This is a genomic window from Pseudomonas sp. SDO5522_S412 (assembly GCF_054071215.1).
In genome coordinates this window covers 110,210-126,264 of the sequence record NZ_JBSVWQ010000002.1, presented here as the reverse complement: position 1 = coordinate 126,264, position 16,055 = coordinate 110,210, and the positions used below count along the sequence as shown (strand labels likewise).

Below are 16,055 nucleotides of genomic sequence, written 5' to 3'. Positions count from 1 at the left end.
GAGGTGATGTGTGATGAATGCGCTCGACTCCATCGACAGCAAGCAATCACTGGGAGCTATTTGCCTGATGATGGTCATTTCTCTGGGAACGCTACAGATCCAGCCGATTCTGGGCGGCGCGTTGATTGATCAACTGGGTGTGCCGCTCAATGCCATCGGTGTGATTTTCGCCGCCGAACTGATCGCGATGGCCATCGCCTGCGGCGTATGCGCCCTGCTCATGGCCCGTGTCGACCGCCGCCGCTTTGCCCTGGTGGCCTTATTGATATTGGCTGCCGGCAACCTGGTCAGCACCCAGCTTCACAGCCAGACGTGGCTGGTGCTGCTCCGGATCATCTGCGGCGCCAGCGGTGGCGCGGTCATGGCGGTGGTGTATGCGACCGCGGCACTGCGCAGGTCCAAAGATGCGACATTTGCGGTGATCAATATCGGCAACCTGTTATGGGGCATGCTGCTGGTGACCTCGATGCCGCTGCTGCTGCAGTTGTTTGGCGTACGGGGCGCCTTTGGCTTGCTGGCCATCACCAGTCTGCTCGCCGCATTCGGCTGCTGGAGAATACCCAGGCACTACCCGGACGTCCAACGCATCGCCCATGGCGCAGCCCGCCCGTTCGGGCTGACGTCGATGCTGCTGATCGCGCTGTTCGCGCTGCTGTTCTTCGGGCACTCCGCCCTGTGGGTGTATCAGGAACGCATCGGTAAAAGCCTGGGCCTGGAGCCCCAGCAGATCGGTGCCATCCTCGGCGGCAGCATTCTGGCGGGCGCCCTGGGTGCCGGCCTTTCCGGGCTGATCGGGCGGCGTCTGGGGCTGTTGTTCCCGCAACTGTTGAGCTTCGGCACCGCATTACTGGCAACCCTGATCATGGTCTACGGCGACAGCACCGTGGCGTTCGCCACCACGGCTTGCCTAATTCATATGGTGTGGTTTTTCAGCTTGCCGTACCTGCTGTCCATGGCCGCCGAACTCGACCCCACCGGTCGATTGGCCGGCCTTGGCAATGCCGCGATTTTCGTCGGTCAGGGCCTTGGCCCCTTTGGCGCCGCGCTAGTAGTCGGCGAAGGGCACTTTCGCGCGGTGGGTTGGCTCGCCGCCTGCGCATATATGCTGGCCTTGATCATCTCGTGCCTGGTGGTGGCCCGTTTCCGTCGAGGCGTGAAGCCTTGTGGGCAGGCCCTGTCAACCCAATCCGCCTGAACGACGTCAACCAAATCGATCAATGAGATAACGCGATGAATACGCCATTCCCCAATACCCCCGAATTTTCCGGGTCGCTGTATGCACCCAGCCGCGTCGAGGGTGAAGTGTATGACCTTGAGATCGAAGGCGCCGTCCCCAAGGCGATCCGTGGCGCTTTTTATCAGGTGTCACCGGACCCGCAGTACCCGCCCATGCTCGGCAGCGATATTTTCTTCAACGGCGATGCCCTGCTCAGCGGTTTTTACTTTGAAGGCGGCAACGTCTCGCTGCGTCGACGCTATGTGTTGACTGATCGTCTGGTCGCTCAACGCCGTGAAGGGCGTTCGCTCAACGGCGTGTACCGCAACGTCTACACCAACGACCCACTCGCGGCAAAAAACAACACCACCGCCAACACCTCGGTGATCCCGCACAACAATGTCCTGCTGGCGCTCAAGGAAGATGCCATGCCCTGGGCCCTGGACCCACAGACGTTGGAAACCCTCGGCGAGTGGAATTTCGACGGGCAGATCAACTCTGCAACGTTCACGGCCCACCCCAAGCTCGACCCCATCACCGGCAACCTGCTGGCCTTCAGTTACGAAGCCAAAGGCGACGGCACACCCGACATGGCCTATTTCGAGATATCGCCGGAGGGCAAGCTGCTGCATGAAATCTGGTTCCAGGCGCCCTACGCCGCGATGGTCCACGACTTCGCGGTCACGGAAAGGTATGTGGTGTTCCCGCTGATCCCGTTGACGGTGGACGTCGAGCGCATGAAAAAAGGCGGCCAGCATTTTCAGTGGCAGCCCGAGTTGCCCCAGCTGTTTGCCGTGGTGCCCCGTCACGGCCATGCGCGCGACGTGCGCTGGTTCAAAGGGCCCAAGGACGGCTTCCAGGGCCATACCCTGAATGCGTTCGATGAAGACGGCAAAGTCTATGTGGACATGCCGGTTACCGGCGGCAACATATTCTATTTCTTCCCCCAGGCGGACGGTTTCGTACCGCCACCGGAGACCCTGGCCGCCAGCCTGATGCGCTGGGTGTTTGACCTCAACAGTGCGCAAGATGAACTGCAACCCCAGGCGCTGACGGACTATCCCTGCGAGTTTCCCCGCTGTGATGACCGCTACATTGGGCGCAAATATGAACATGGGTTCCTCCTCGCCTTCGATCCAGAGCGCCCATACAACCCGTCGAACGGGCCGATGCCGTTCCAGTTTTTCAACCTTCTGGTTCACCTCAACCTCACGACCGGTGTCACCGATGCCTGGTTTCCCGGCGACAGCGGCTGTTTCCAGGAACCCATTTTCATTCCGCGCTCCGCGCAGGCCGCAGAAGGCGATGGCTATGTGGTCTGCCTGCTCAACCTGATTGCCGAAGGCCGCAGCGAACTGGTGGTGCTGGACGCCACGGACATGGCCGCCGGCCCCCTCGCACGCATCAAGATCCCGTTCCGCATGCGCATGTCACTGCACGGCTGCTGGGCACCGCGCTAAGTCGCACCCTCCCTCTCCTCCAAACAAAACGCCCGTGACCATCCACTTGCTGGAAGGACGCGGGTTGCCCGATTGCCGGGCTGGATCCGATGATCGAACAGTAAGATCGCATTTATTTCGTATTGCGGGATTTATGCATAAATCCCACTTTACAGGATTAATGCGCAGGGCTAGATTGAACCCATTGCCGCCATCTCCCGCATCCTTTTCGAGAGGACATTTCATGAAACTCGCAAGCTTCAGTGTTCAAGGTCGCACAACCTACGGTGTGGTCGACGGTGATCAACTGATAGACCTGGAATCGGTCAAACCCACCTTTGGCGCTGACCTAAAGCAAGCCATCATCGCCCATCGCCTGGGGGAACTGACCCCAGCCGTGCTGGCGTCATTGCCCCGCGTCGCAATGGCGGACGTGACGTTCCTGCCGGTGATCGCAAACCCAGGCAAAGTGCTGTGCATCGGCATCAACTACGCCACCCACGTGCGTGAAACCGGGCGTGACATGCCAACCCATCCGATGATTTTCACGCGCTTCGCCGACAGCCAGGTGGCGCACCTGCAGCCGATCATTCGTCCGAAGGCTTCGCACAAACTGGACTTCGAAGGCGAGCTCGCGGTGGTCATCGGCAAAACCGCGCGGCACGTCAAGGCAGCGGATGCACTGGACTATGTGGCCGGTTATGCCTGCTACAACGATGGCAGCGTCCGCGACTGGCAGAAGCACACCATTCAGTTCGTGCCGGGTAAGAATTTCCCCAACACCGGCGGCTTCGGTCCCTGGCTGGTAACCCGCGATGAGATCGGCGACCCGCAGAACTTGGAATTAACCACGCGCCTGAACGGCGAAGTGATGCAACACACCTGCACCAGCGACATGATTTTTAGTGTGAGCCAGTTGATCGAGTACTGCTCCACCTTCACCGAACTGGCGCCCGGCGATGTGATTGTCAGCGGCACCACCGGCGGCGTCGGCGCCTTCCGCGCACCACCGGTCTGGATGAAGCCCGGCGATACCGTCGAAGTCGAGATAGCCGGCATCGGCATTCTGCGCAACAACATCGCCGACGAGCAGTAAGCCATGCAGCCATTGTCTGAAGCAGAACAGCTGACCGAGCAGGACGCCGATAGCAAAGGTTCGAGCCTGGAACGCATGCTGCGGGTGCTGGATTTATTCACCGAAGCCAGCCCGATCTGGGCGGTCGACGAAATGGGCGCCGCACTCGGCTATACCCGCTCGACCATCTACCGCTATGTGCGCGAACTGGCCGAGGCGAGCCTGTTGTTTCAGGTCGAAGCCGGACGCTACGCACTCGGCGCGCGGATTATCACCTGGGACCGCCAACTGCGGCTGAGCGACCCCCTGGTGCGCGCGGCACAGTCGCTGGAACACGACCTGCCACGCTGGAGCGAGCAACAGGTCTGGCTGATCTGCCGGCTGTTCAAGGACCAGGTGGTGTGTATCCACCAGCATGGCGAGTTGTTCAGTGAGGTCAGCTACTCCCGGGGTTCACCCAGGCCGCTTTTCCTCGGCGCGACGTCGAAGGCGATTCTCGCCAACATGACCTCGCGCCAGCACAACCAACTGTTCTTGGAAAACCCTGATGAAGTGCGCGCCAGCCACTTGGGCCAGACCTGGGAACAGTTCCGTCGCGCGCTGCAGCAACTGCGTCGCCAGGGCTATGTCGCCAGTGCGGCGGAAATCGATCCCGGCGTCTACGGCCTGGCGGCACCGATTTTCGACAGCGACGGCAAGGTGCTGGGCAGCATCAGTTGCGTACGCCCGATCGAGGAGCGCGACAACGCCCAGGAAGCGCAACAAGGGGAACAGATGCAGGCCCTCGCGCAGACACTCTCGCAACGCATGGCGGCCCTGACTCACCGCCCCGCGCAGCCGGACTGAAACCTTTGGAAGGGAATAACAATGACAACCCTCAACAGCTTCAGCACTCAAGTCCTGATCATCGGCGCCGGCCCCACCGGACTGACCCTGGCCAACCTGCTTGGCCAGGCCCATGTGGATACCCTGATCATCGACCGCAAAGCCGGTACCGTGACCGAACCCCGCGCGGTCTCGATCGACGATGAATCCCTGCGCACCATGCAGGCGATCGGGCTGGACGACGCCGTGCTACGCGATGTGGTGCCCGGCTACGGCGTGCATTACTTCACCCGCGCGGGCGGGCGTTGCTTTGGCAAGGTCGAGCCCACCGGCAAGGTGTATGGGTTTCCCAAACGCAATGCCTTTCGCCAGCCGCTGTTCGAACACACGCTGAAGACCGGTCTTGAACGCTTTGCGAGCGTGACTGCACGCTTCAATCATGAGCTGCTGGAGTTCACTCAAGACCCGCACGGCGTGCGTGCCTTGATAAAGGACGCCGATGGCCACCTGCTCGACGTCAAGGCCAGCTACCTGATCGCCTGCGACGGCGGTCGCAGCCCGGTGCGCAAGCAACTGGGGATAGAGATGGTAGGGTCGAGCTTCTCCTCACGCTGGCTGGTGGTCGATACCGACCGGGATGACGACCCCTTCTGGCAGACCCGCGTGTATTGCGATGCTCGGCGCCCGGTGGTGGAAGTGCCCGGCCCGCACCATACTCGGCGCTTTGAGTTCCAGCTCAAGTCGGGCGAAACTGATGCGCAGGTGCTCAGCCCCGAATGCCTGCACACGCTGCTTCGTCCGTTCAAGGGCGATGCCCCGGTGTCCATCGTGCGCAAGACGGTCTACACCTTTCATGCCCGCGTCGCCGAGCGTTGGCAGGTCGGCCGCGTATTTCTTGCCGGCGATGCCGCGCACTTGACCCCGCCCTACGCTGGGCAAGGGATGAACAGCGGCGTTCGCGATGCGCACAATCTGGGCTGGAAGCTGATCGCTGTGCTCAAGGGCCAAATGGCCGCGACCGCCCTGCTGTCCTACGAAAGCGAGCGGCGCGACCATGCCTGGGCCTTGATCAAGCTGGCCCTGAACCTTGGCGTGGTCATGGCGCCGGCCACCGCGCTGCGAGCTCGCCTGATCAGCACGGCATTCGCGTTAATAGGCCTGGTGCCGCCGCTGCGCGATTACTTCCTGCAAATGCGCTTCAAGCCCAAACCGCGTTTTACCAAAGGCCTGGTATTGCCCGAAGGCAAGGCCGGGAAGCTGGCCTGCGGGCAAATGTTTCCTCAGCCATTGCTGACCGATGCCCAAGGCCACACACAACTGCTGGACACGACCATCGGTGCAGGTTTTGCCCTGATCCAATATGGCGACCCCACTCGCCAGCGCCTGGATGAACTGCGCCACGGCCTTTGGAACCACCTGGAGGCCAAGCGCATCCTGATCCTGCCCGCGCACGTGCAGGCCCTGCCATCGCTGCCCGGCTGCACCGTGCTGCACGACCGCGAGGATGCGCTCAAGGACCTGCTCGGCGACAGCCACACGTTTGTGCTGCTGCGCCCGGATCGCTATGTGGCCGCCATTTTCGACCTGGCCACACAAGACCAGGCCGCTGACGCATTGCAGGCGCTGTTCGGCATCCCCCCGACAAGCGCCTGTGCGGATCAGCCGGCCATGGCCCCCGTCTACCCCTGAACCTTCAGCCCCAGAGGTGTTTATGCAAACCTTGCAGACTTCTACCCCCGCACGCCTGTGCTACTTACACCTGGCGAGCAAAGCGCCCCACCAGCAAGTTGACTTCTATCGGCGCCTGCTGGACATGGAGGGCCTGGCGCAGGCAGACGGCAGCTGGCTGCTCCAAGGGCCGCTACGGGCCATTCTGATCTCGCCCGCCGATCACAGCGGCCTGCTCGCGGCCGCGTACGACCTGGGCAGCCAAGCGCGCTTGAGCGAACTGCGCACGCATCTGGCGGGCAAGGGTTGTAACGTCGAAGCGCTCGACTCGCCGCTGCTGGAAGCTGGCGCCTTTCAAATCCGTGACCCCCAGGGCCGGCAGACCGTGTTTGGTGTGTCTCATGGCGCCGTCACCACCGACCGCAAAGGTATGCCGGGTCGCCTGCAGCATGTGGTATTCCAGACCACCGAGCTGGAAGCGATGATCGACTTTTACGTCAACACGGTAGGGTTCACGGTCTCGGACAATGTCGTCGATGAGCAGAGCGGCCAGCTCACGACCTGCTTCCTGCGTTCAGACGACGAGCACCACTCGCTGGCGTTTTTCCGCGGTTCGAAAAACGAATGGGATCATCACTGTTACGAAACCAACGAGTGGAATGACATTCGTGACTGGGGCGACCGCTTCGCCAAGGAGCGGATTACGTTGTTCTTTGGCCCGGGTCGCCACGGTCCGGGCAATAACCTGTTCTTCATGGTGGTCGATGCCGATCGCAACCGCCTGGAGTTCTCGGCAGAGCTGGAAATCACCGAAGCCAGCCGCGCGCCAGGCGTCTGGCCCCAAGAGGAATACACCCTCAACTCCTGGGGGCGCGCCTGGATCCGCAGCTGAAAAGACACATTCCAGAGGGTCTGCCCTCACCTACCCTCAATCAACGCGGCTACCTGCCCAAGGTAAGACAATGACAATTCCAACCTTCGCGACCTACGCCATCAGCGGCGACCAATATATCAATGGCACCTGGCGCACAGGTCGTTCGACACGACGCCTCGATGACCGTAACCCGTTCAACGGCGAACGCTTGCTGGAGATGCCCCTGGCCTCGGTGGCCGACCTGGAAGACGCGTACCAGTCTGCCCAGCGCGCACAGATCGACTGGGCAGCACTGCACCCGACACAGCGCGGTGCGCAGTTGGAAAAACTCGCCCAGGTCATCCAGGACCGCAGCGAAGAAATCATTGATTGGCTGATCCGTGAGTCCGGCAGTACCCGTATCAAGGCGGGGATGGAATGGCAGTTCACCCTCAACCTGGTTCGCGAGTGCGCAACGCTGCCAATGCAGGTTGAGGGGCGGATTCTGAGCAGCTACAAGCCTGGCGAACAGAGCTTCGTGTTTCGCGAGCCGCTGGGAGTGGTCGGTGTCATCAGCCCCTGGAACTTCCCGCTGTATCTGAGCATGCGCTCGGTGGTACCGGCCCTGGCGCTGGGCAATACCGTGGTGCTCAAGCCCGCCAGTGACACGGCGGTCACCGGCGGCCTGCTGATTGCCCATTTGTTCGAAGAGGCCGGGTTCCCCGCAGGTTCGCTGAATGTGGTGGTCGGCGCGGGCTCGGAGATTGGCGATGCATTCGTCGAACACCCGATACCCAGCCTGATCTCCTTCACCGGCTCCACCGACGTGGGCCGCAACGTCGGACGCATCGCCACCGGTGGCAAGCACATCAAGCGCGTGGCGCTGGAACTGGGCGGCAACGCACCGCTGGTGGTCTTAGACGATGCGGACATCGAGATCGCGGCGCATGCCGCCGTGGTCGGGCGGTTCCTGCACCAGGGCCAGATATGCATGAGCGTCAACCGCGTCATTGTCGATCGTTCGCTGTATGCCGACTTCGCCGCGCTGGTGGTCGAGCGCGTGCGCAACCTCAAGACAGGTGACCCGGCCAAGGCCGATACGGTGATCGGGCCGGTGGTCAACCAGAGCCAGCTCGATGGCCTGCTGGGGAAGATCGACGCTGCCGAGCGTGCCGGCCTCAAGCAACTGTGTGGCGGCCAGGCGCAAGGGCTGGTGCTGCCCGCCCATGTCTTCGGCGATGTGGGCCCCGACCAGGCATTGGCCCGCGATGAAACCTTCGGCCCGTTATTGCCATTGATGATTGCACACAATCAGGCCCACGCCCTGGAATTGGCCAACGCAAGCGAATACGGTCTGTCCAGTGCCGTGTTCACCCGCGACATGGCACGCGGCCTCGGTTTTGCGCGTGGCATCGTGGCGGGCATGACCCATATCAACGACATCACCGTCGATGACCAACCCAATGCACCGTTCGGTGGCGAGAAGAACTCCGGCCTCGGGCGGTTTAACGGTCACTATGCCCTGGATGAATTTACCCGGGCCCATTGGGTCACCTGGCAAGCCGGGAGCCATCGCTACCCGTTCTGATCGCATGCCAGAATCGGGCAAGGCGCCCTCCTTGCCCCTTCAGCCATAACAAAAAGACAGAAGGCGAAACTAATGAATAACCTAGCCTGTGTGTCCACCGAACAGGTCGTTCGCTCTGACCGGCTGATGAAGTGGAAAGAGTTCATGAGCGACCACCTGGGCCGCACGCCGGAGTATATAAAGCGCCTGGAAGCCACTAACATCGACCCGTTGCACAACGGTAACTTCCAGGGGCGGCTGGAATACGGCGACCTGGGCCAGCTGCGTTTCTGCCGCATGACCGCCAGTGCCCATCGCTATTCACGCCACTTGAGCAAAGCGCTCGATGTCGTCGACACGCCGCGCATGTTGATCCTGCAAGTCGCCGGTGTCAGTCACTTCGAGCAAGGCCAGCAAAGCAGTACCGTCGCACCGGACGACATGCTCCTGGTCGATTGTGGCAAGCCATTCAGCGTCACCAGTACCCAGGGTTGCGAACACTTTATCTTGCTGTTCCAGGGCGCTGCCGGGCAACTGACGCAGACCGGCGACATGCATTTGAGTGGCCGCAACGGGCTGGGGCGCATGCTGATGCACCTGATCAGCGACGCCTACCATCAATACCCCTTGCTCAACAGCCAGTCGGCCGGGCTAATCGGCGACAGCATCGCCGGGTTGCTGAACAATGCCTTGAAGAACAAGCAAGATGAAAAGCAACTAGACCACGACTTCCGTTTCTTCAAACAGAATCGCCTCAAGGCCTATATCGAGCGTCACCTGGCCGACCGCGACCTTAGCATCGAGCGCATCGCCAATGCCGAACAGTGCTCGGTGCGCAGCTTGCACCGGGCCTTTCAGGATGAATTGGGCTGCAGCGTCAGCGACTATATCTGGCAGCGTCGGTTGTCCCGTTGCGCCGAGGACCTGCGTAACCGCGAACAGGCGCATCGCTCACTCACCGAGATTGCCTATGCCTGGGGCTATGGCAGCAGTTCACATTTCAGCCGGCACTTCAAATCGACATTTGGCATGTCACCCCGGTTGTTCCGGGAGACTGCCAGCGAACACCGAGTTTAGTCGCCAGCTTTCTGGGCATGGACCACCTCAACTTCGACGCAAAAGCGTATTCGACGCGACACCAAAAGCCTTGCGAAAAACATGGCTGAAATGGGCTTCTCTCATTGGGGGGCGTTTGCTGAGTACGTCGGTCCCCTGCCTAGGCTGGGGACTCCGATGGGCGCGGACATTCGGAGGATAATGTCCCCGCCCCGTTGGTCTCAGTGACAGGCTCATACGCCCAGAGATTTCAGTGTCCTTGCCGAATGTTGCCAGCGAAACAAACGCGTAGACGAACTCAGGGTGACGATGGACGAAGGTTCGGAGCACGCTGCTCTTCCCTGCCCCGTTCTCACCAGTGTATGAACATCAATCGATGAACAGGCGCGTTAATTTCTAGAGCAGTTAGCCAGTAATCTCAGGCTCAAGAGCTGCTTATGAACATCTGACATCGCCCACTTGTTAAATGACGTATAGCGCCCGGGATTTGCTTGAGCAGGAAATGCGCTCGAGTGGCTAACGCACCTTGCCCTTTCAGATCAAACCGACCGGCCATGTACTTGGGGACAGTCAGTGCCAGCGCGACGACAGCCAACACCAGCGGTAAAAACGAAACCTACAGCACTGTGTTCCAGCCATAAGCCGACAGCAACCCACCCGACGAAAAAAACCCGACCGCCATTACGCCGAACACTCGGAGCTGGCCTACTACGTCATTTATCGGCCTGAGTGCGCCAGCCTGCCCAAACTGACGACGTTCCGGGACTGGTTGTTGGCAGAAGCACTGCAGACGGTAAAGCGTGAGATCAGCACCCACTAGGCTGTACTACTCGCGATTCCTCAACGACGACGCTACCAGCAAATCCCGCGTATAGGCATGCTCCGGCGCGTCGAACAATTGCTCGGTACTCCCCGCCTCCACGACCACGCCATCCTTCACCACGATCAAGTCGTGAGCCAACGCCCTTACCACCGCCAGGTCGTGGCTGATAAACAAGTAGGTCAGCCCATGCTCCTCCTGCAAACTGCGCAGCAAACTCACCACCTGCTTTTGCACAGTGCGGTCGAGAGCTGAGGTGGGTTCGTCGAGCAATATCAAATCCGGCTTGATCACCAGTGCGCGGGCGATTGCGATGCGTTGGCGCTGGCCGCCGGAGAATTCATGGGGGAAGCGATGGCGAGTATCGGGGTCGAGTCCGACGTCGCGCAACACGGCAATCACTTGAGCTTCGCGCGCGCAAGCATTGAGGTCCGTGTGTACGCGCAGGCCTTCTTCGATGATTTGCTGCACGCTCATGCGCGGACTGAGGCTGCCGAACGGGTCTTGAAACACCACCTGTAGTTTGCGCCGCCAGGGACGCAGGGCCTTGCCTTTGAGTGCGTCGAGGGCCTGGCCATCGAAGCGAATGCTGCCTTGGGCGTCGATCAACCGCAGGATCGCCTGGCCAAGGGTGGATTTGCCCGAGCCGGATTCGCCAACAATGCCCAAGGTTTTGCCACGTTGCAGGCGCAGGTCGATGCCGTCCACCGCCTTGATCGGCGGTTTGCGCCGCAGCAGGCCGCCTTGCGGGAACCAGACCTTGAGGTTGTCCACTTCCAGCAGGTTGCCCGCCGTTTCACGCATCACTGCCCTGCCCTCTGGCTCGGCTTCGAGCAACTGCCGGCTGTAGGCGTGCTGCGGCGCGGCAAACAGTGCCTGGCAGTCGGCCTGTTCGACGATCTGGCCGGCGCGCATCACCGCCACGCGCTGGGCGATGCTGCGCACCACGTTGAGGTCGTGGCTGATCAACAGCAGCGCCATGCCCAGGCGTTGCTGCAGGTCTTTGAGCAGCGCAAGAATGCGTCGCTGCACGGTCACGTCCAGGGCCGTGGTGGGCTCGTCGGCGATCAACAGCAGCGGTTCGCAAGCCAGGGCCATGGCGATCATCACCCGCTGGCGCTGCCCGCCGGAGAGCTGATGCGGGTAAGCCGCAAGGCGCTGGCGCGGCTGCTGGATGCCCACCAGTTCGAGCAACTCCAACACGCGCTCACGCGCCGCCGCACCGCCCAGGCCTTTGTGCAGCAGCAGGGTTTCGGACAGCTGCCGTTCCACGCTGTACAGCGGGTTGAGCGAGGTCATCGGCTCCTGAAAGATCATCGCGATGCGATCGCCGCGAATCTGCCTTAAACGCTCCGGCCGCGCGCCGAGCAGCTCTTCGCCCTGGTAGCGAATACTGCCCTGGGTACGCGTGGTGTGGGGCGGCAGCAATTGCAGGATCGAGTGGGCGGTCACCGATTTGCCGGAGCCCGACTCGCCCACCAGCGCCAGGCACTCGCCCGGGTGAATATCCAGGTCGATGCCACGCACCGCTTTGTGCCCGTCGAACGCCACTTTCAGGTTACGAATTTCAATCAACGCGTCAGTCACGGCACAGCTCGCTTATCAGGATCGGGGGTCGAAGGCGTCGCGGCAGGCTTCGCCGATAAACACCAACAGGGACAGGATCAACGCCAACGCAAAAAACGCGGTCAGCGCCAGCCACGGGGCTTGCAGGTTGTTTTTCCCCTGGCCGATCAATTCACCCAGGGACGCACTGCCCGTGGGCATGCCGAAGCCAAGAAAATCCAGGGCGGTGAGGGTCGAAATGGCCCCGGTCAAAATGAACGGCAAGTAGGTCAAGGTGGCAGTCAGCGCGTTGGGCAGAATGTGCCGCAACATCACCTGAACATCGCCCACACCCAGGGCTCGCGCGGCCTTCACGTACTCCAGGTTGCGCCCGCGCAGGAACTCGGCGCGCACCACATCCACCAGGGTCAGCCAGGAAAACAGCGCCATGATCCCCAGCAGCCACCAGAAACCCGGTTCGACAAACCCGGACAAGATGATCAGCAAGTACAGGACCGGTAGCCCCGACCAGATCTCGATCAGGCGCTGCCCCAACAGGTCGACCCAACCGGCGTAATAGCCTTGCAGCGCGCCGGCGGCGACCCCGATCAAAGTGCTCACCACGGTCAGCGCCAAGGCAAATAACAGCGATACCCGGGTGCCGAAAATCACCCGCGCCAATACATCCCGGGCTTGATCATCGGTGCCCAGCCAGTTGCTCGCGCTGGGCGGCGCCGGCGAAGGGGTCGTGAGGTCGTAGTTGACCGTGTCGTAGCTGAACGGAATAGGCGCAAACAGCATCCAGCCGCCCTGCCCTTCAATCAGTTCATGCACGTAAGGGTCACGGTAATCCGGCTGAAACGGCAACGTGCCGCCGAAATCCTGCTCGGTGTAGCGCTCGAAGGCCGGGAAATACAGTGAGCCCTGGTACGCCATCACCAGTGGCTTGTCGTTGGCCAGCAGTTCGGCACCCAGACATACGGCGAACAGCGCCAGGAACATCCACAGCGACCACCAGCCGCGGCGATTGCGCTTGAAGTGCAGCCAGCGGCGACGAGTAATCGGAGTAAAAACCGGCATCAATGCGACCTCGCGGAAAAATCCAGCCGGGGGTCCAGCAGGCGGTAGCACAGGTCGCCCAGCAACTTGATGACCAACCCGACCAGGGTAAAGATAAACAGCGTGCCGAAGACCACGGGATAGTCCCGTGCCACTGCCGCTTCGTAGCTCAGGCGACCGAGGCCGTCGAGGGAGAAAATCACTTCAATCAGCAACGAGCCGCCGAACAACATCGCGGTGAGCGCCTGGGGCAGGCCAACCACGATCAGCAGCATGGCGTTGCGAAACACGTGTTTGTACAGCACCTGTTTTTCGCTGAAACCCTTGGCCCGCGCGGTCACTACGTACTGGCGGCTGATCTCGTCGAGGAAGCTGTTTTTGGTGAGGATGGTCAGTGTGGCAAAGCCGCCAATCACCAGCGCCGATACCGGCAAGACAAGGTGCCAGAAGTAGTCCACGACCTTGCCCGCCCATGACAGGCTGGCAAAGTTCTCCGAGACCAGGCCGCGCACCGGAAACCAGTTCAACAGGCTACCGCCGCCGAATACCACGATCAGCAGCAAGGCGAACAGGAACGCCGGCATGGCGTGGCCGATAATGACCGCCGCACTGCTCCACACATCGAAGCGGCTGCCATGGCGCACGGCCTTGCGGATGCCCAGCGGGATCGACACCAGGTAACTGATCAGCGTGGCCCAGAAGCCCAGGGACAAAGTCACCGGCAGTTTTTGCAGGATCAGGTCGGTGACCTTGGCACCGCGAAAGAAGCTATCGCCAAAATCCAGCCGCGCGTAGCTGCTGAGCATTAACCACAGGCGCGCGCCAAGGGGCTTGTCGAAGCCGTATTGGCGCTCGATATCAGCCACCAGCGCGGGGTCCAGGCCACGAGTTGTGCGCGATTCAGTGCTGCCGGTTTCCACCCGTGTGCCGGCCACCGACGCTTGGCTGCCGATGCCTTGCAAGCGCGCGATGGCTTGCTCAACCGGGCCACCCGGGGCGGCTTGCACGATAAAAAAGTTGACCAGCAGGATGCACACCAGCGTTGGTACGATCAGCAATAAACGGCGCGCGCTATAGGCCAGCATGTTGGGAAGCCTCAGTCAGTTGACGCATCTGTGCGGTGGTCAGCGGTGTCGGGCTCACTTCCCACCAGGTGTCGATGCCCACGTCATTAAGCGGCGCTGTGCGGGGCCGACCAAAACGGTTCCACCACAGCGAGGACGAGCCCGGCGGGTAATAGTTGGGAATCCAGTAGAAGCCCCACTGCAACACGCGGTCGAGGGCATGGGCGTAGCGCACCATGGTCGGGCGGTCGTTGGCGCGGACAAGGCCATCGATCAAGGCGTCCACCGCCGGGTTGCGCAGTGCCATGTAATTGTTGGAGCCAGGGTCATCGGCACTCTCGGAACCGAAGTAGTTGGTCAGCTCGCGGCCCGGCGATGGGCTGACCGGGTAGCCGTTGACGATCATGTCGTAGTCCCGTGCGCGCACGCGGTTGGCGTATTGGGCCGAGTCGATCATGCGGATCGTGAAGCCGATGCCGATCTGCGCCAGGTTGCGTTTGTAGGGCAGCAGCAAACGCTCGAAGCCTTTCTGGGCATTCAGGAAGGTGAACTGCAACGGCGTGCCCTCGGCGTTAACCAACTGGTCGCCGCGCGGGGTCCAGCCCGCCTCGGCCAGTAACTTCAGCGCTTGCGCCTGCTGCGGCCGAATGCGCCCGCTGCCATCGGTGCGCGGCGGCTGGTAGACCTGGGTGAACACCTCCTCCGGCACTTGCCCGCGCCAGGGTTCCAGAATGGCCAGCTCCTGGGCATCCGGCAGCTGGGTGGCCGCCAATGCGCTGCGGGAAAAGAAGCTGCGCTGGCGCAGGTACAGGCTGTGCATCATCTGCCGGTTGCTCCAGTCGAAATCCCACAACAGGCTCAGCGCCTCGCGCACGCGGCGGTCCTGGAACTGCGGTTTTTGCAGGTTGAACACAAAACCCTGGGTGCCCTGCACGGCATTCGGTGCCAGTTGTTCACGTTGCAGACGACCGTCGCGCAAAGCCTCGCCGTCGTAGCCCACCGAATAACTGGTGGCGGAAAATTCGCGATTGAAGTCGTAACCCTGGGCTTGCAGGATCTGGCGCGACACGTCGCCGTCGGCAAAAAACTCAAGCCGCAGGGTGTCGAAGTTGTACTGCCCCTGCGTCACCGGCAGGTCTCGCCCCCACCAGTCCTTGACCCGTTCGAAGGTGACACTGCGGCCGTTGTCCACGCTGCTGATACGGTACGGGCCGCTGCCCACCGGCGGTTCAAAGCCGCCGCCGTTGGCGAAATTGCGCCCCTGCCACCAATGTTCCGGCAGCACCGGCAGTGAAGCGAGGTCCAGAGGCAAGGTGCGATTGTCGGCGCTTTTGAAGGTGAACCGCACTTGGGTCGGCGATTCCACCAGCACCTGGTCCACATCGGCAAAGCTTTGGCGATACGCCAGGCTGCCTTCGGTGGTGAACAGCTTGAAGGTGTAGGCCACGTCCTGCGCGGTGATGGGCGTGCCATCGGCAAACCGCGCCTTGGGGTTGAGGTAGAAACGCAGCCATGAATGGTCATCTGCCAGCTCCATGCCTTGCGCGACCAACCCGTACACGGTGTACGGCTCATCCTGCGAACGGTACGCCAACGGGCTGTAGAGCCAACCCTGGATCTGGGTGATGCCGGTGCCTTTGTCGACATACGGGATCAGGTGATCAAACGCCCCGCCTTCCATGGACGAACGACGAAAACTGCCGCCCTTGGGCGCGTTCGGGTTGACGTAATCCAGGTGTTTGAAGTTGGCCGGGTACTTGGGCGCTTCGCCGTATACCGTCAAAGCGTGCGTCGGTTGAGCGAGCAGTGACGGCGCCCAAAGGCCCGTCAGCAGTGCCCACACCATGAAGCGAAACAGGCTCACAAAC

At 61.5% G+C, this 16,055-nt stretch carries 12 protein-coding genes and 1 pseudogene; 8 read left to right on the top strand and 5 right to left on the bottom strand.

Features of this window, described 5'->3' with window-relative positions:
• Positions 1–13 precede the first annotated feature (13 nt).
• The 8 genes from ACW9I6_RS01215 (at position 14) to ACW9I6_RS01180 (ending at position 9,720) form a co-directional block, all read left to right on the top strand.
• Positions 14–1,195, top strand: a complete 1,182-nt coding sequence (locus ACW9I6_RS01215; RefSeq protein WP_457338735.1) for an MFS transporter — start codon at positions 14–16, stop codon at positions 1,193–1,195.
• A gap of 35 nt (positions 1,196–1,230) precedes the next feature.
• Positions 1,231–2,676 carry a carotenoid oxygenase family protein gene (locus tag ACW9I6_RS01210; RefSeq protein WP_457338734.1) on the top strand — a complete coding sequence of 482 codons (1,446 nt, stop codon included), beginning with the start codon at positions 1,231–1,233 and terminating at the stop codon, positions 2,674–2,676.
• Between the two features lie 223 nt (positions 2,677–2,899).
• Positions 2,900–3,751 (top strand): fumarylacetoacetate hydrolase family protein, encoded by an 852-nt coding sequence (locus ACW9I6_RS01205; RefSeq protein ID WP_457338733.1) that lies wholly within the window; start codon positions 2,900–2,902, stop codon positions 3,749–3,751.
• 3 nt (positions 3,752–3,754) lie between these two features.
• Entirely contained in the window at positions 3,755–4,576 is an 822-nt protein-coding gene (locus tag ACW9I6_RS01200) for an IclR family transcriptional regulator (RefSeq protein WP_457338732.1), read from the top strand.
• A gap of 21 nt (positions 4,577–4,597) precedes the next feature.
• On the top strand, positions 4,598–6,244 hold the full coding sequence (locus tag ACW9I6_RS01195) for a bifunctional 3-(3-hydroxy-phenyl)propionate/3-hydroxycinnamic acid hydroxylase (protein ID WP_457338731.1): 1,647 nt from the start codon (positions 4,598–4,600) through the stop codon (positions 6,242–6,244).
• A gap of 22 nt (positions 6,245–6,266) precedes the next feature.
• On the top strand, positions 6,267–7,115 hold the full coding sequence (locus ACW9I6_RS01190; protein ID WP_457338730.1) for a VOC family protein: 849 nt from the start codon (positions 6,267–6,269) through the stop codon (positions 7,113–7,115).
• 70 nt (positions 7,116–7,185) lie between these two features.
• Positions 7,186–8,664 (top strand): aldehyde dehydrogenase family protein, encoded by a 1,479-nt coding sequence (locus tag ACW9I6_RS01185; protein ID WP_457338729.1) that lies wholly within the window; start codon positions 7,186–7,188, stop codon positions 8,662–8,664.
• Positions 8,665–8,736: 72 nt separating this feature from the next.
• The gene (locus ACW9I6_RS01180) at positions 8,737–9,720 is read left to right on the top strand and encodes a helix-turn-helix domain-containing protein (RefSeq protein ID WP_457338728.1); all 984 of its coding nucleotides are present in this window, start codon (positions 8,737–8,739) and stop codon (positions 9,718–9,720) included.
• A gap of 230 nt (positions 9,721–9,950) precedes the next feature.
• Here the strand turns inward: ACW9I6_RS01180 and ACW9I6_RS01175 are convergent.
• The 5 genes and pseudogenes from ACW9I6_RS01175 to ACW9I6_RS01155 form a co-directional block, all read right to left on the bottom strand.
• Positions 9,951–10,059, bottom strand: a pseudogene (locus ACW9I6_RS01175) (YobI family P-loop NTPase); the annotation flags it as partial.
• Between the two features lie 466 nt (positions 10,060–10,525).
• Positions 10,526–12,106, bottom strand: coding sequence for an ABC transporter ATP-binding protein (locus ACW9I6_RS01170; RefSeq protein ID WP_457338727.1), 1,581 nt, complete (start codon positions 12,104–12,106; stop codon positions 10,526–10,528).
• Between the two features lie 15 nt (positions 12,107–12,121).
• Positions 12,122–13,144, bottom strand: coding sequence for an ABC transporter permease (locus ACW9I6_RS01165; protein WP_173883025.1), 1,023 nt, complete (start codon positions 13,142–13,144; stop codon positions 12,122–12,124).
• Positions 13,144–14,208, bottom strand: a complete 1,065-nt coding sequence (locus ACW9I6_RS01160; protein WP_003217676.1) for a microcin C ABC transporter permease YejB — start codon at positions 14,206–14,208, stop codon at positions 13,144–13,146. Before ACW9I6_RS01160 ends, ACW9I6_RS01165 begins: the two co-directional genes overlap by 1 nt.
• A complete protein-coding gene (locus ACW9I6_RS01155) occupies positions 14,195–16,033 on the bottom strand; it encodes an extracellular solute-binding protein (RefSeq protein ID WP_177052054.1) in 1,839 nt (612 codons plus the stop codon). The genes ACW9I6_RS01160 and ACW9I6_RS01155 overlap by 14 nt, the downstream gene beginning before the upstream one ends.
• Between the last annotated feature and the right edge of the window lie 22 nt (positions 16,034–16,055).

Bases quoted from the DNA above. Each gene is read 5' to 3' on its own strand.
- ACW9I6_RS01215 (WP_457338735.1), top strand. From the start codon at position 14: ATGAATGCGCTCGACTCCATCGACAGCAAGCAATCACTGGGAGCTATT.
- ACW9I6_RS01210 (WP_457338734.1), top strand. From the start codon at position 1,231: ATGAATACGCCATTCCCCAATACCCCCGAATTTTCCGGGTCGCTGTAT.
- ACW9I6_RS01205 (WP_457338733.1), top strand. From the start codon at position 2,900: ATGAAACTCGCAAGCTTCAGTGTTCAAGGTCGCACAACCTACGGTGTG.
- ACW9I6_RS01200 (WP_457338732.1), top strand. From the start codon at position 3,755: ATGCAGCCATTGTCTGAAGCAGAACAGCTGACCGAGCAGGACGCCGAT.
- ACW9I6_RS01195 (WP_457338731.1), top strand. From the start codon at position 4,598: ATGACAACCCTCAACAGCTTCAGCACTCAAGTCCTGATCATCGGCGCC.
- ACW9I6_RS01190 (WP_457338730.1), top strand. From the start codon at position 6,267: ATGCAAACCTTGCAGACTTCTACCCCCGCACGCCTGTGCTACTTACAC.
- ACW9I6_RS01185 (WP_457338729.1), top strand. From the start codon at position 7,186: ATGACAATTCCAACCTTCGCGACCTACGCCATCAGCGGCGACCAATAT.
- ACW9I6_RS01180 (WP_457338728.1), top strand. From the start codon at position 8,737: ATGAATAACCTAGCCTGTGTGTCCACCGAACAGGTCGTTCGCTCTGAC.
- ACW9I6_RS01165 (WP_173883025.1), bottom strand. From the start codon at position 13,144: ATGCCGGTTTTTACTCCGATTACTCGTCGCCGCTGGCTGCACTTCAAG.
- ACW9I6_RS01160 (WP_003217676.1), bottom strand. From the start codon at position 14,208: ATGCTGGCCTATAGCGCGCGCCGTTTATTGCTGATCGTACCAACGCTG.
- ACW9I6_RS01155 (WP_177052054.1), bottom strand. From the start codon at position 16,033: ATGGTGTGGGCACTGCTGACGGGCCTTTGGGCGCCGTCACTGCTCGCT.